This is a genomic window from Pseudoalteromonas fuliginea (assembly GCF_000690055.1).
Classification (GTDB): Bacteria; Pseudomonadota; Gammaproteobacteria; order Enterobacterales; family Alteromonadaceae; genus Pseudoalteromonas; species Pseudoalteromonas fuliginea.
Window position 1 is genome coordinate 105,257 of the sequence record NZ_JJNZ01000017.1, and the last position, 15,825, is coordinate 121,081.

Here is a 15,825-nt window from a genome sequence, read left to right on the forward strand (position 1 = left end):
CTACACATGTAGCGTATCAATACATGGATGTAGAAATATCTTAGTTTATGCTTGGGCAATTAAGCATTAAAAACCTTATCGTGATTTTTATAAAGGTATATGAACGTTGGATAATAGATTTAAATATCATCATAGCTCTATGTTTTAAGGTCCAAGGTCTATTTTCCTTTCGGGGTTGAATTTTCAGCAGCAGGTTTGGTTTTTAGGCAAGGCAGAGTCTATGTTATGTGGTTATACCAACCTGCTTATATAGGGTTTATTTAACGATAATAAAATAGCGCATAAAACTATTCGATAAGCAGCATAAATGCCAACTGCGTTGTCCTTTGGGATCGTCTTAGGGGCAATTTATTTTTTATTTATTCTTACATGGACGTAAGTCATTAGAGTAACGCAGAAGCAGTTACTAAGCCTACGAGGTTACAAATTTCGCGCCGCGATTAAATAGCCCCTAGATAGAACAAGTTTGATTCTTAAAAGATCAACAGGCTCTGGTAAGTCCCTTACCTAGAGTTCAGGTTAGGTCGCGTTATTTATAAAGTCATATTTTTAAATGCAATACAAAAGTCTTGTTAATACTGAAAAGACGGGAAGTGAACTTGTGGCTATTTTATAATTTTGCCGCTTAAAGGGAAATGATCGGGTTATTTACTGGCGTGGTACACGTGAATAGTTGTAAACTCAGATAATAATTGAACAAAGCTTGTATTTTGTGCTGCAAGTACATAGCATAAGGCTTTAATTATAAAAAATAATAACGACCAAATAATTGCCGCTTTTTGGGACTGGAATATATGCGAATTACTCCTTTATCTCTGTTAATTTCAGCTAGTTTGTTAGCTAGTAGTGCATTTGCACAAGATACAGCAACTGTAACTGGAATTGAGTCAGAAATTAGTATTAAACAAACAGAATACGATAGCTCGACAAGAATACTTGATAAACATCTTAAAGAAGAAAATCAGTTACAAACTCAACTGGAGTTACTTCGTTCTCGTTCAACTGAATTAGATAAAGAAAAAAACCAAGCACTTGACGCAATGAACGAAATGTATCGTCGCTTAATTGACGATCCTACGTTAGATATCAGTACAACTCAGTCGCGTTATCAAAAAGCGGTGGTTGATCACAAGCAAAATAAAGACGATATTTCTATGCAGTTGGCGGCAATTGCATCCCACCGTAAAGACATTGAACAGATCCGTGTTGCTAAGCATACGTTACTAAACACCTTAGAGAGTTTAAAAGAGCAACTAACAACAGCGCGAGTTGAACGTTTACGTAATGAGTTTACGCGTGAGGGTACGCTAGAAGTTAATCATACAATTAACTGTAAACGCACCGAAACACTTGCAGCTTGTGAACAACGCGGCCAACAAATGGGCTTACAAAAAGCAACAAAACGTTTTGTAGACCAAATTTTTGCCAACTTAACGGAAGAGCGCTTAGTAGAGCCAAAACGTAATATGGCGGGCGCTCAAGTACAAATTTTAAGTAGTCATGTAGTGAGCAGCGCCTTTAGTGGGCAAGGTAATTACAACGTTAATTTAAGCGTCACAATGCGTGGTGAAGTCAACAGCAGTCGTTTATGTAACTTACTAAGTGTTGATAACCATTATTGTTCTGAGTATGGGACACCACTTACCGCTGTGTATCAGCCGACTTATGGCACTACTTTTTCAGATAGTCAGTTAACATTCAGTAATAGCGCGGATAATAGCGCAACAGTTCAGGTATCTCGTTTAGATGAGCCGTCAGTAAGTAATTACACAATGAAACCTGTTGCTAGCAATAATCGTGTTATTACCACAAATGATAACAATAAACAGGTAGAGTTAACGCTTCGCTCTAATGTTTACGACGACGAAGTTTTTATTGATGGTGTTAGTTTTGGTTCCACTCGTTTAGTAACTAGTTTACCGCGTGGAGTTCATAATGTAGAAGTGCGTAAGTTGGGTTACAAACCCTACCAAGCACGTGTAGATTTAAATAAAGCACAGACTATTCATGTAAATTTAGTAAAAAAGCCTGAGTCGATTGCTGCACCGACATACACTCGTGAGCAAACAGAAGTGACTACCCGTCAGGTTAATGAAAATATAAATGTATTAAATGAAAATGTTCAGACCGCTGTTGTTGTTATTCCAGCAGGCAAGTTTAAAATGGGCGATATTAACGGTAATGGTTTAGCGAATGAGCGTCCGGTTGTTGAAAAAGTGATCGCCAATTCATTTGCGATGCAAAGTCGAGAAGTGACCGTTGGAGCCTATGAAAAATTTGTAGCAAATACCGGTTACAAAACACAAGCAGAGCAAAATAAAGGGTGCGCATATTATTTAAATGGCGAACCAGTATGGGAAGCAAACTTAAATTGGCGCAACCCAGGATTTGATCAAAATAGTAACTTTCCTGCTGTATGCTTAACCTATAACGATGCTAAAGCGTATGCAGAATGGTTATCAGGTCAAACCGGGCAGCAATTTCGTTTACCTAATGAAGTTGAATGGGAATATGCTGCACGAGCCGGTACTGAAACCGAATACCCTTGGGGTAACGAAATTGGTAAAGGTTTAGCTAACTGTGGTTGGTGTGGTAGTGAATGGTCAAATAAGCGCGCTGCACCAGTTGGTTCTTTTTCACCGAATGCATTTGGACTATACGATACCGTAGGTAATGTATGGGAATGGACCAATAAAGAATCAGGTGAATCTGATATTGCAGTAAGAGGTGGGGCGTGGAATTTTGCACCAAGTCTTGCTCGTGCTTCAACGCGCTTAATTTTAGCACCTGATTTTAGATCTAATTACATTGGTTTTCGTCTAGTACGTGAACGATAAAATTTAAGAAGGAAGCTTAGCTTCCTTTTTTCACAAATTTACAAAGGCAGCTGCGCTTTATATTGCTCACATAACTAAGCATGTTAAAGTAAGGCAGCTAACATAAGAACGTATTTCAAAGGTCATCCAGCCTCATGTTTAAAAAACTCCGTGGTATTTTTTCTAACGATCTATCGATCGATTTGGGTACAGCCAATACCCTAATTTATGTAAAAGAAGAGGGTATTGTATTAAACGAACCTTCAGTTGTAGCTATTCGCCAAGAGCGTGCTGGTGGACCTAAAAGTGTAGCCTCAGTAGGAACTGAAGCAAAGCAAATGTTAGGTCGTACGCCAGGTAATATTAAAGCAATTCGTCCAATGAAAGATGGTGTAATTGCTGACTTTTATGTAACAGAAAAAATGTTACAGCACTTTATCAAGCAAGTGCACAACAATAACTTTATGCGCCCAAGTCCACGTGTGCTAATTTGTGTTCCATGTGGTGCTACTCAAGTAGAAAAACGAGCAATACGTGAATCTGCAATGGGTGCCGGTGCTCGTGAAGTTTACTTAATTGAAGAACCAATGGCAGCCGCTATTGGCGCAGGCTTACCAGTATCAGAAGCAACCGGTTCTATGGTTGTTGATATTGGTGGCGGTACAACTGAAGTTGCTATTATTTCACTTAACGGTGTTGTTTACTCATCATCTGTACGTATTGGTGGCGATAAGTTCGACGAAGCGATTATTAACTATGTGCGCCGTAACTTTGGTAGCTTAATTGGTGAAGCAACAGCTGAGAACATTAAGCATCAAATTGGCTCTGCGTTTAAAACTGACGAGCCAATCGAAATAGAAGTGCGTGGTCGTAACCTTGCAGAAGGTGTTCCGCGTTCATTTACACTTAACTCACACGAAATCTTAGAAGCGCTACAAGAGCCATTAATGGGTATTGTAAGTGCAGTTATGGTTGCACTAGAACAGTCTCCACCAGAGCTTGCGTCAGATATTTCTGCGCACGGAATGGTATTGACTGGCGGCGGTGCATTGCTAAAAGATTTAGACCGTTTATTGATGGAAGAGACGGGTATTCCGGTTGTTGTTGCCGATGATCCACTTACATGTGTTGCACGTGGCGGTGGTAAAGCGCTGGAAATGATCGATGTTCATGGTGGTGATGTTTTTAGTTACGATTAATGAAATTAATGTTTGGACGAGCCGTCTCCTTACAACTGCGACTTTTTGTCGCAGTGTTTTTGAGTATCGTACTCATAATTGGTGATAGATACACACAAGGTGGTACGGTTGTTCGTACTAGCCTCAATACCCTCGTTAGCCCGTTAATTTATGTTGCTAATTTACCATACGAACTTTTTAGTTTTAGTGCCAAAAGCCTGCATACACGGGATCAACTTCTTACTGAAAACGAAGCGCTTAAAAAAAAGCAAATGTTACAAAGTGAGCAACTTCAGCAATATCAATTCTTAGCCAGAGAAAATCAAAAACTACGTGCCTTACTTGGCTCATCGGCAAAGCAGTCTAATCGTAAAATTATTGCGCAAGTGCTTTCAGTTCATTCAAATCCATATAGTCACCAAGTGGTAATTAATCGTGGTACAACCGATGAACTCAGTGAGGGGCAAGCCGTTATTGATGAAATGGGAGTGGTAGGGCAACTTACTAAAGTAGGATCGACGACATCACGGGTATTGCTAATGACAGACACCACACATGCTACGCCGGTACGTATTTTACGTAATGATGTGCGCACCGTGGTCGAAGGCATTGGTAAAATTAATGTCGTTAAACTCTCGCATGTGCCACATAGCTTAGATGTGCGTATTGGCGATGTACTCGTTACGTCAGGTTTAGGCGGCACATTCCCAGAAGGCTACCCCGTGGCTGTTGTAACTGAAATTAACCGAGATGAAGGTCAGCCATTTGCTCAAGTATATGCCGAGCCAATTGCTCAGCTAGATCGTATTCGTTTATTAGTTATTTTGTGGCGCAATAAGCAGGAGCGTCTAAATAATGATTAGCCGTTATTCATTGTTAATAGGGTTGAGCATATTTTTTGCCTTAGTTATGGCGTTAATGCCATTACCTTTTTCGTTTGAACCATTTCGCCCTGATTGGGTATTACTTGTTTTGATGTATTGGTCACTTGCATTACCGCATCGTTTAAATATTGCTACAGCATGGGTGGTTGGCTTATTAATTGATTTAGCTTCTGGTTCGCCACTTGGTGTGAATTCACTGACTTATTCGATTTGTATTTTTGTAACTGCAAGCAATTTCCAAAAAATTCGTAATTTTTCGCTTTGGCAGCAAAGCTTATTAATTGGTTTGTTTTTAACGCTTTATCATTTAATGCAGTTTTGGTTAAATCACTTTTTACTCGGTGTTTATTTTAATCCACAATATTTATGGCCAGTGCTTACCGGTATGGTGAGTTGGTTTTGGGTATTTTCATTACTTCGTAAGTACCGCAGACATTTTAGGATCAGGTAAATGACTACCTCAGTGTATTTGGCATCAGCCTCTCCCCGCCGTAAAGAATTACTAAATCAGTTAGGCATCGAGTTTTCGCAATTTAGTGTTGATGCAGACGAAAGCCAGTTGCCTAATGAGCAGCCGCATAATTATGTAGAGCGTTTAGCGCGTTTAAAGGCAAGCTTAGGTGTTGAGCTTGGCTATACCGACCGACCGGTGCTTGGTAGTGATACAGTGGTTGTTATTGATAACGAGTCTTTATGTAAGCCTCGTGATGAAGCTGACTTTACGCAAACATTAAAGCGCTTATCAGGTAACACACATCAAGTGTTAACGGCTATCGCATTTGCTAGTAAAGATAAAATACTTAGTTGCGTAGTAAGTACTGACGTTACGTTTAAAACCCTCACCGATGAAGAAATAAAAGCATATTGGCTAAGTGGTGAACCACAAGATAAAGCCGGTGGCTATGGAATACAAGGTTTAGGCGGTCGCTTTGTTACTCATATTTCGGGTAGCTATTTTTGTGTTGTAGGCTTACCTTTATATGAGACCGAACAATTATTACAAGCATTCTTAAGAAGGTAACATGAGTACAGAATTACTGATCAATGTCACACCAAGCGAAAGCCGTGTTGCCTTAATAGAAAACGGTGTATTACAAGAAATTCAACTTGAGCGTATTGGCAACCTCGGTATTGTTGGTAATATTTACTTAGGGAAAATAAGTCGTGTATTACCAGGAATGCAAGCTGCTTTTGTTGATATAGGCCTTGAAAAAGCGGCCTTTTTGCATGCGTCAGATATCGTAAACAGCGCATCAATTGTAGAAGGCGTTGACGACACTCCGATAAAAAAAGTACAAGATATTCGTGAGTTAGTTCGCCAAGGTCAATACATTATGGTGCAAGTGGTTAAAGATCCGCTTGGTACTAAAGGTGCAAGACTCACCACAGATATAACAATTCCTTCTCGTTATTTAGTATTTATGCCCGATGCTACTCATGTAGGAGTTAGCCAACGCATCGAAACCGAAGAAGAGCGTGCACGCCTTAAAAAAATAGTTGCGGAATATGGCGATGAAAATGGCAGTTTTATTGTGCGTACAGCAGCCGAAGGGGCAATCGAAGCTGAGCTAAGGCATGACGCTGAATTTTTAAGAAAGTTATGGGAAAAAATAGTATCTCGCAGAAAAAAAACAAGTAAAGCGAGCATCTTACATGAAGACTTAACACTTGCGTTCAGAACGCTTCGTGATTATGTAGGTGAAGACATGGAGCGTATTCGTGTCGATTCAAAATTGACTTATCAAGAGCTTAAGTTATTTACTGATGAGTTTGTACCACAGCTTTCTAAAGTACTTGAGTATTATCCAGGTGAGCGCCCAATATTTGATTTGTTTGATGTCGAAAATGAAATTCAAAAAGCATTACATCGTAAAGTAACGTTAAAATCGGGCGGTTATATCATTATTGATCAAACCGAAGCGATGACCACGGTTGATGTAAACACTGGAGCTTTTGTTGGCCATCGTAATTTAGAAGAAACTATTTTTAATACCAATGTAGAAGCTACTTCGGCTATCGCCCGTCAACTCAGACTACGTAATTTAGGCGGCATTATTATTATCGATTTTATTGATATGGTAAGCGAAGACCACAAACGCCGCGTATTACATTCGCTTGAATCTGCGTTATCGAAAGATTGCACCAAAACGAATATAAATGGTCTTTCTGCACTCGGTTTAGTGGAAATGACCCGTAAGCGTACGCGCGAAAGTCTAGAACATATTTTATGTGATGTATGTCCTGCATGTTCAGGTCGTGGTTCGCAAAAAACAGTTGAAACAGTGTGCTATGAAATATTACGCGAGATAGTGCGCGTTAATCGTGCTTACGCAGCCGATAAATTTATGGTATACGCTGCCCCAGCAGTGAGTGAATCTTTACTTAATGACGAATATCATAACCTAGCGGAACTTGAGCTTTTTATTGGTAAGCAAGTACATATTCAAACCGAGAGTTTATACAGCCAAGAACAGTTTGATGTGGTAATGATGTAATGAAAGCAAAAGCGGTCTGTTTTTTTTGTTTTAGAAAGTTATGGCAAACCTGCGCCATAATTTTGGTATTACTGGCCGTTATTGTTTCTATTTTAAAATATACACTTCCTTATGCTAATGACTATAAAGGCGATATTGAAACTTACTTACACAGTAAATTTGATGTCAGCCTTTCAATTGGTTCTATTTCAGCAAGTTGGCAGGGTAGTGGCCCCGCTTTGGTTCTTGAAGATTTATCCTTTAAAGATAATGAAACGGCTCCTATTTCTCTTACCATCGCAAAAACCAGTTTAGAGCTTAATTTGTGGGAAAGCTTAAAAACGCTACAGTTAAAATCTAATTATTTTGTTATTAGTGGCTTTCACACCAGCGTTAATGTGGGCAACTTATTTAATGGCAATGAGCAAGGTGAAGTTTCTTTTGAACAAAAAGAACTCATTGAAGGTCTTTTTTTAGGTGAAACTGGGCATTTTGCAATTGAGAATTCAAGCGTCAACTTCATACTTGAAGATGGTAAAGAGCGTAAAGTAATGCTTAAAAATATTACTTGGCAAAATGAAGATAAAAAACACCTCGGCAGTGGTAGCTTGGCATTGCCTGGTATCTCAGTTGGTAATTTTGATGCGCGCATTGCTTTATCGGGTAAGACCTTGGAAAAGGTGATTGGTGATATGTATGTGCAAGCAAATAAAGTAGATGTATCTAACTGGTTAGCGCAATACATAACAAGTGAAAAGCAGCAATTACACAGTGATATAAATTTACAAGCTTGGTTTAAGCTCGAAAAAGGGCTATTTAGCGATATAAAAGTGCAATGGTTACCAAGCTTTGTGCGTTGGCAGTATGAAGAAAAAAATCAACAAGTTAGTTTAAGCGAAGGGGGATTTCATTTATACCCAGAGCAAAATGGCTGGCGCTTAAAAAGTACAGGTTTAACATTTGCTAGTAACAGCAAGGCTTGGCCAAGTTTAGAGTTTGAAGCAAAGCTAGATGCGCAAAACAAAGTATGGTTACAGCAAGTTGATTTAGAGCTACTAAATAATTTAGCTGGATTAACTAATTTTAATGGTTTAGCCCCTTTTTTAGAGCGTGAACCAAGTGGTTTGATTAAACAAGCATATTTAAATTTTGAAAGCGTTGAGCAGTGGCAGCTATGGTTTGAGGCTGACAATATTGGTTGGCAAGAACTCGATTCAGTACCGGCTGCTCAAGGGTTAAGAGTAAGTGGTCTTGTAAATCAAGCAAGCGGACGTATTAGCTTATTTGGCGAAAATGGCACGCTTGTTACTGGCGAAAACTTTAGTAATGATATCCAATATAATCAAATTAATATCGATTTAGATTTAGTAAATCGAAAAGAAGGTTGGCACATCAGTAGTGATGAAATTTGGTTTGATAATAATGAAATAACACTTGCTGCTGAAATGCAGCTGAGCCTCGGGGATACGCCTCGTTTAGATTTATATGCAGAAGCATTTGCACCAGATGCCAATATTGCAGGGCATTACTTCCCGCTAAAAGCAATGAGCCCTGAGCTTGTAAGTTACTTAAATGGCGCAATTAAAGCTGGAGAAATAACGAAGGCCCAAGTGCTGTTTGCAGGCCCGCTTACAAGCTTTCCATTTACTGATGGGTTAGGGCAATTTGATGTACTTGCGCAAATAGATAACGCAACGTACCAGTTTGATCCACAGTGGCCTTCAGTGACAAATGCGAATGTACAATTACATTTTGCCAATGAACGTATGGATATTTATAGCCAGCAAGGTAAGTTAGTCAATTTAGACTTGGGTAACAGCGTACAAGTTAGTATTGCTGATTTAATGGACGCCGATGAACTCATTGTGCAAATAGATAAAAAAGTAGCGATGGAAAAATTGCATGACTTTTTTACAGCCACTCCGATTGCCAACCCACTTGCTGAAATATTTAGTATTGTTCAAGGTAAAGGAGAAGCTAATGCAAGCATTGAGTTATTAGTTGGCTCTAAGTTTAAAGATGGTGCAAGCGTGAGTGGGACGGTCGGCTTAAACGGCTTGCCACTTTATATCGCCACTCCAGGAATTGACCTTAAAGATTTAAACGGTGAATTACACTTTAAAAACGATGATATATCCCTCAAAGATGCTACTGCAACGTGGCTGGGAATGCCGTTAAGTATTAATTACGACAGTAAAAGTAATAACGAAGATTATCGTGTAAATATAGATATAAGCGCTCAGCTAGATGCTGAAACACTTATCGACAGCGCTCAAGGTATTTTAAAAGATTACCTGAAAGGGAAAAGTGATGTAGAGATTGGTGTAGTACTTGATTTTACTGAGCAAGGCTTTAATTATCGTGCACAAGTTAGTTCAGATCTGATTGGTTTAATCAGTGATTTACCTGCACCGTATGGTAAAACGAGTGATAAAATATGGGCACTTGATGCTGTTGTGCAAGGCGATAAAATTTCAAATTTAATTACAGCCAATGCCAATCAACAATTTTATTTCAATGCCATATTAGAAAACGGTAAGCCGCAATTTAGTAATGCACACTTTATATTAGGTGGGCAGGATTTAGGGCTGAATCAAAAAGATTTAAGTGTAAATATCAATCTTGAGCAAACAGAGCTAACGCCTTGGCTTGATCTTATTGATCAAATAACCAATGCAGCCAGATCAAACCCTGAAAATCAATCATCTGGCATTATGCCACCGTTAAATGAAGTGGTAGCAAGCATTGGAAAAATCAATGTGAGTAACATTGTATTTAATGATTTTGAAATGCGTTTAGCACCTTCTAAAAATGATTTATATTTGAAGTTAAATGCTAAAGAGTTGCGTGCTGATGTATTTATTCCAACCTCTCAACCGAGCCAGCCCATACGAATTAATACCGATTACTTAAGGCTTAATTTTGCTGAAAAAATTAAGCCAGAGTTTGAAGTGGCCGACGTATTCCCCATAGCTGATTTAAGTTGGTTAACAAAACTACCGGCCATAGAGTTTGAATGTGGTGATTGTAAAATTGCACGCTATCAACTCGATAAGGTAAGCGCTTCATTATTAGGTGATGGAAAGCGACTCTTAATTTCAGAACTGGTGGTTGATAAAGGCGATCATGTACTGCGCACTAAAGGACAGTGGGAAAACGGCTTAACGGAGTTTTCAGGAGAGTTAAAAAGTGATGACATCGGTTCTTTATTCAATGAGTTTGATATCACTACGGCTATTAAAGATTCTAAAGCAAATATTAACTATAGCCTAGCATGGCAAGCGGCCCCTTACGACTTTGATGTTGAAAGTCTAAGTGGTGAAATTGAGTGGGATTTAGGCGAAGGTCATTTAACTGAAATCAGCGATGGTGGTGCACGCGTATTTTCGTTACTGAGTCTTGATTCATTAGTACGTAAGCTAAAACTTGATTTTAGAGATGTCTTTTCAAAGGGCTTTTTTTATAACAGTATGCAAGGCTCTATGCAGTTAGAAAACGGTATTGCTTACACTAAAGATACCAAAATGGACGGCGTGCCCGCCGATTTAACTATTAAAGGTTATGCAAATTTAAACACGCTTGATATAGATTATGACCTTGCTGTAGCGCCACAGGTAACCTCAAGTATTCCGGTTATAGTTGCATGGATGGTCAACCCAGTAACAGGGCTTGCTGCCTTAGCAATTGATAAAGTTATTCATTCTGCGCGCGTCATCTCAGAGATCAACTTTAAAGTAACGGGTAAAATGAACGATCCTATTGTTCAAGAACTCGACAGAAAAAGTCGTGAAGTTACGCTTCCTCAAGCTGCGCAAAATCAGCCACAAGCATCAGTCGATTTAAAACTTAAAGATGCACAAGTAACAGTAACGCAATGAACAAAACTGAAATACTAAGCACTCCCACAATAGTTGCCTTGCAAATGTGTTCAGGGCTAAGCCCTGATAACAACATAGCAAGCTTAAAGCGTGCACTTAAAACACTTCCAGCAACAAGACCATTACTTGTTTGTTTGCCTGAGGCTTTTTTAGTGTTTAGTAAAAGTGGTAACGATACGTTACGTGTTGCTAAGCAAGTTGAGCGATACAAACTACAACTTAGTGAATTGTGCCAACACCATAATATTTGGTTAAATGCAGGGACAATGCCTGAGCCATTTAACGAACGTAAATATTATGCAGCATCGCACTTATATAATAATCAAGGCGAGCTGGTTGCAACGTATAACAAAATACATTTATTTGATGTAAACGTAGATGATCAAACAGGTAGCTATCGAGAGTCAGATTTTACCCAAGCAGGTAGCGATGTGGTTGTTGTTGATTCTCCCTTTGGTAAAATAGGCTTAACAGTATGTTATGATCTGCGCTTTAGTGGCTTATTCAATGAACTAGTACGCCAAGGCGCCGATATTATTTTAGTACCAAGTGCATTTACAGTCGTCACAGGACAAGCGCATTGGCAGCCATTATTAGCAGCTCGCGCAATAGAAACACAATGTTATGTAGTTGCAGCAGCTCAGTACGGTACACATGAAAATGGCCGACAAACATATGGCCACAGTATTATTATTTCACCTTGGGGAAATATCCTGAGTGAATTGCCAACAGGCACCGGTTTTATAAGCTGCAACGCAGATTTAGACCAGTTACAAAAAATTAGACGAGATATGCCCGTGCAGTCTCATCAACGATTTAGAGAGCATTTATTATGAATTCGGTTGAACAGCATTTACTACATGACAGCCTGCTAAATAGAGAAGAGCTCGAAAAAACGCTCGCTTACATACATCAGCATAAAGTGGATTACGCTGACTTATATTTTCAATCAAGCCACCACGAATCGTGGGTGCTTGAAGACGGCTTAGTTAAAGAAGGTTCTTATAACGTTGAACGTGGTGTTGGTGTACGTGCTGTAAGTGGCGAAAAAACAGGTTTTTCTTACTCTGATGCAATAAACCTTGAAGCGCTAAATAAAGCGGCAACAGCAGCGCGTAGCATTGCCGATGCTGGCGAAGATAGAGCAATTAAAGTATTTAGCGATGTTAAAGCTAAAGAGCAGTTTGCACCGCATCAACCAATTTCGAGTATGAGCGATACCGACAAGGTTAATTTATTACGCGAACTTGAAAACTACATTCGTGAATTAGCACCCGATGCAGAGCAAGTAATTAGCTCAATGTCTGCGGTATACGAAGAAGTATTAATCGCGGCAAGTGATGGCACGTTTGCTACCGATATTCGCCCACTTATTCGCTTAAACTGTTCAGTACTGCTTGAAAAAAATGGTCGCCGTGAACGCGGCGGCGCAGGCGGTGGTGCACGTTTAGATTATGGCTATTTTAAAGAGCTTGTTGATGGTAAACCGCGTTGGATGGAGTTTGCTGAAGAAGCTGTACGCCAAGCTAAAGTAAATCTTGAAGCTATTGATGCACCTGCCGGCACGATGGAAGTTGTACTTGGTAATGGTTGGCCTGGTGTGCTTTTACACGAAGCAGTAGGACATGGACTTGAAGGCGACTTTAACCGCAAAGGCGCGTCTGCGTTTAGTGGTAAAGTGGGCCAAAAAGTAGCATCTGAGCTGTGTACTGTTGTTGATGATGGCACCATGGCTGATCGCCGTGGGTCACTTAATGTTGATGATGAAGGCACACCAGCTGCTTACAACGTACTTATCGAAAACGGTATTTTAAAAGGCTATATGCAAGATAAGCTAAACGCGCGTTTAATGGGTGTAAATCCTACCGGTAACGCACGTCGTGAGTCTTATGCGCATTTACCAATGCCTCGCATGACTAACACCTACATGTTAGGTGGTGAGCACAGCCAAGCCGATATTATCAGTAGTGTTAAAAAAGGGGTATTCGCGCCTAACTTTGGCGGCGGACAAGTTGATATAACCTCAGGTAAGTTTGTATTTAGCGCATCAGAAGCGTATTTAATCGAAAATGGTAAAATTACCCAGCCAATTAAAGGCGCAACGCTTATTGGTAATGGACCAGAAGTAATGCAGCAAATATCTATGGTTGGTAACGACTTAGCACTTGATAAAGGTGTTGGTGTTTGTGGTAAAGATGGTCAAAGCGTACCGGTAGGCGTAGGCCAACCAAGCCTTAAAATTGATCAGTTAACGGTCGGTGGTACAGCTTAAATATTACTCAAGCGCGAAGTGAATTCGTACCTACGTGCTTGACGTTTATTGTAGGTGAGGTTTTACACCTCGCTTTTTACGTTTAAGCTGGGCTCTATGCGCGAAGTAAATTCGCACTTATATGCTTGATGTTTATTGTAGGTGAGGTTTCACACCTCGCTTTTTAAATACAGACTTAGAAATAGAGCGCGAAATAAATTCGCACCTACGATTTGCATTCTTACTTTGGGTAGGTGAGGTTTTACACCTCGCTTTTTAAATACAGACTTAGAAATAGAGCGCGAAATAAACTCGCACCTACGATTTGTATTTTTACTCTGGGTAGGTGAGGTTTTACACTCGCTTTTTAAATATACGCTCAGAAATAGAGCACGAAATAAATTCGCACCTACGATTTGCATTCTTACTCTGGGTAGGTGAGGTTTTACACCTCGCTTTTTAAATATAGGCTCAGAAATAGAGCGCGAAATAAATTCGCACCTACAATTTGCATTTTTACTCTGTGTAGGTGAGGTTTTACACCTCGCTTTTTAAATATAGGCTCAGAAATAGAGCGCGAAATAAATTCGCACCTACGATTTGTATTTTTACTTTGGGTAGGTGAGGTTTATACTTCTCCCTCATCCCCTTTAGTTTTTTCAGCCTCTTTATACCATAACGAAAAAAAGCACTCTGTTAATTTGTGCTCTATCTCAAGCGCTTTTTCTGTAGGACAAAACAAGGTAAAGCTTGCTTTAAACTCACCTAAATCGGTTGTACCAAAGTGAATTACAGGCTCTGGACCAGATATTTTTGCATCAAGTTTACGCTCAATCATCGAATTATAGCGGCTTGCTACTTCTTGAAACTCTTCGCAGTACAGCTTAGCCTGTTCAGTTAATGTGTCGTGAATAGGGTACGGGTTAAAGCTCTCTCTTCGGACAATAATAAAATGATGTGTAACAAAGCGTTTTACAAAGTTTAAGTTTTTAATCGAGCTGGTAATCAGCTTATTATTTGGTATATATATGGTTTTTCTCGAAAATTGATAAGTATGTATATCAATTTCATGCATGGTTGTTTTTATCCAATCGGTTTCAGCAACTTCACCAAAGTAATCACCAACTTGTATCCAATCACCCACTCTAAATGGGCGTGTTGTTACTAGGTAAAAAAAGCCTATTACACACTGAATAAATTCACGCGTTGCAAGTACAATCGCTACAGCAAAAGCAGCAATAGAAAGTGCAAAGTTTTGAATCTCTGTAGACCATACAAAGAGAAGTGATATCACCATTACAAAGTTAATAAAGTGCTTAATATTATGCGCGATGTAGCGAATATCTTTTTCTTTTTTCTCGGCGCGACTTTTTGCTAACTTATCGACAAGTATCTTAAGCACAAATGCAATTGTTAACATTATTAGTGAGAGAAGAAACGGATGCAGTAATATATCTTTAGTCATAAATTCCTAATGGTTTAAAGTTGATAAACACGACCAGTTTATTGATTTATTTTGCCAATGGGCTAATTTAACGCAAATAAAAACCCTTTAGCAAATTAATGCTAAGGAGTATTCGTTTTTATCAGTAATTTTCAATGGTTAAACCAACCTACTCTATTTGATCTCTGGTTAAGAGGTTTACTAACATATTGAACTACAGTGATATTTAAGTTTATTTCTCTCTAGCTAGAGATTTCAGTAAATTAAACGCAGTTAGCGCTGAAAACAACTGCTTGAGATAAATTTATTATCCAGAGTTCAGGTTATTTAGATATGAGGTCTATTTAACGATAGGTAAATTGCACTATAACTAGAGTCTGTTTATCTTTTAGGTAAGGGTTAGCCTATGTTGTGCGGTTACCCCCATCAATAGGCGATAAAGCAGTATAAATACCAAACATGTGCAGCCCTAGGTTAAATAAATTTTAATACTTAAAGACTAGGTAATATTTTTTATATCTAGTTGTTTTAAATAAAAATTATAACAACGCTATTGGAAGGGGAATTCGTTAAATTGTACCGGTACTTATGTCAGTTGGTATTAAAGGCTATTTAACATCAATAATGCCTTTGCTTGTATTTTATCGAGAGTAAATTAGATGTACCGTGGTGGAATAGTCCAGATCCTATAGATAATTTAGTGTGAAGCACGCATTTCAAGTGAAGATGGGTATTGTGGTTTTAATCGATAAGACAAGCTGCTAGATACGTATTTCCGGCTTTTATTTAAGTACGCGCAATATAGAATTAGAATACTTATCAAGCATTAAATTTATTTCACTAAGTACTTTCCCTTTACTTCATAAGCTCCATTTAACCCATATTTTATAAGTCGGAAAT

At 39.0% G+C, this 15,825-nt stretch carries 10 protein-coding genes; 9 read left to right on the forward strand and 1 reads right to left on the reverse strand.

Annotation, left to right across the window (positions count from 1 at the left end; all coding sequences use genetic code 11):
- Window positions 1–794 precede the first annotated feature (794 nt).
- The 9 genes from DC53_RS14745 (at window position 795) to tldD (ending at window position 13,502) form a co-directional block, all read left to right on the forward strand.
- A complete protein-coding gene (locus DC53_RS14745) occupies window positions 795–2,837 on the forward strand; it encodes an SUMF1/EgtB/PvdO family nonheme iron enzyme (RefSeq protein ID WP_033028843.1) in 2,043 nt (680 codons plus the stop codon).
- A gap of 134 nt (window positions 2,838–2,971) precedes the next feature.
- Window positions 2,972–4,015, forward strand: a complete 1,044-nt coding sequence (locus tag DC53_RS14740) for a rod shape-determining protein (protein WP_002958401.1) — start codon at window positions 2,972–2,974, stop codon at window positions 4,013–4,015.
- Complete coding sequence (gene mreC / locus DC53_RS14735) at window positions 4,015–4,857, forward strand: rod shape-determining protein MreC (protein WP_188085246.1); 843 nt, start codon at window positions 4,015–4,017, stop codon at window positions 4,855–4,857. The genes DC53_RS14740 and mreC overlap by 1 nt, the downstream gene beginning before the upstream one ends.
- On the forward strand, window positions 4,850–5,329 hold the full coding sequence (mreD, locus tag DC53_RS14730; RefSeq protein ID WP_007378603.1) for a rod shape-determining protein MreD: 480 nt from the start codon (window positions 4,850–4,852) through the stop codon (window positions 5,327–5,329). Before mreC ends, mreD begins: the two co-directional genes overlap by 8 nt.
- Complete coding sequence (locus tag DC53_RS14725; protein ID WP_008137331.1) at window positions 5,330–5,899, forward strand: Maf family protein; 570 nt, start codon at window positions 5,330–5,332, stop codon at window positions 5,897–5,899.
- Between the two features lies 1 nt (window position 5,900).
- Window positions 5,901–7,373, forward strand: a complete 1,473-nt coding sequence (gene rng / locus DC53_RS14720) for a ribonuclease G (RefSeq protein WP_007378601.1) — start codon at window positions 5,901–5,903, stop codon at window positions 7,371–7,373.
- Window positions 7,373–11,230 carry a YhdP family protein gene (locus DC53_RS14715; protein ID WP_033028844.1) on the forward strand — a complete coding sequence of 1,286 codons (3,858 nt, stop codon included), beginning with the start codon at window positions 7,373–7,375 and terminating at the stop codon, window positions 11,228–11,230. The genes rng and DC53_RS14715 overlap by 1 nt, the downstream gene beginning before the upstream one ends.
- Window positions 11,227–12,066: a carbon-nitrogen hydrolase family protein gene (locus DC53_RS14710; protein WP_033028845.1), complete on the forward strand. Its 840-nt coding sequence runs from the start codon at window positions 11,227–11,229 to the stop codon at window positions 12,064–12,066. Before DC53_RS14715 ends, DC53_RS14710 begins: the two co-directional genes overlap by 4 nt.
- A complete protein-coding gene (gene tldD / locus DC53_RS14705; protein ID WP_007378598.1) occupies window positions 12,063–13,502 on the forward strand; it encodes a metalloprotease TldD in 1,440 nt (479 codons plus the stop codon). Before DC53_RS14710 ends, tldD begins: the two co-directional genes overlap by 4 nt.
- 607 nt (window positions 13,503–14,109) lie before the next feature.
- Here tldD and DC53_RS14700 read toward each other — a convergent pair.
- A complete protein-coding gene (locus tag DC53_RS14700; RefSeq protein ID WP_033028846.1) occupies window positions 14,110–14,946 on the reverse strand; it encodes a mechanosensitive ion channel family protein in 837 nt (278 codons plus the stop codon).
- Window positions 14,947–15,825: the final 879 nt, after the last annotated feature.

Excerpts from the sequence above, each read along its gene's own strand:
- mreC (WP_188085246.1), top strand. The coding sequence starts at position 4,015 with ATGAAATTAATGTTTGGACGAGCCGTCTCCTTACAACTGCGACTTTTT.
- DC53_RS14700 (WP_033028846.1), bottom strand. The coding sequence starts at position 14,946 with ATGACTAAAGATATATTACTGCATCCGTTTCTTCTCTCACTAATAATG.
- DC53_RS14715 (WP_033028844.1), top strand. The coding sequence starts at position 7,373 with ATGAAAGCAAAAGCGGTCTGTTTTTTTTGTTTTAGAAAGTTATGGCAA.
- DC53_RS14725 (WP_008137331.1), top strand. The coding sequence starts at position 5,330 with ATGACTACCTCAGTGTATTTGGCATCAGCCTCTCCCCGCCGTAAAGAA.
- rng (WP_007378601.1), top strand. The coding sequence starts at position 5,901 with ATGAGTACAGAATTACTGATCAATGTCACACCAAGCGAAAGCCGTGTT.
- DC53_RS14710 (WP_033028845.1), top strand. The coding sequence starts at position 11,227 with ATGAACAAAACTGAAATACTAAGCACTCCCACAATAGTTGCCTTGCAA.
- DC53_RS14740 (WP_002958401.1), top strand. The coding sequence starts at position 2,972 with ATGTTTAAAAAACTCCGTGGTATTTTTTCTAACGATCTATCGATCGAT.
- mreD (WP_007378603.1), top strand. The coding sequence starts at position 4,850 with ATGATTAGCCGTTATTCATTGTTAATAGGGTTGAGCATATTTTTTGCC.
- tldD (WP_007378598.1), top strand. The coding sequence starts at position 12,063 with ATGAATTCGGTTGAACAGCATTTACTACATGACAGCCTGCTAAATAGA.
- DC53_RS14745 (WP_033028843.1), top strand. The coding sequence starts at position 795 with ATGCGAATTACTCCTTTATCTCTGTTAATTTCAGCTAGTTTGTTAGCT.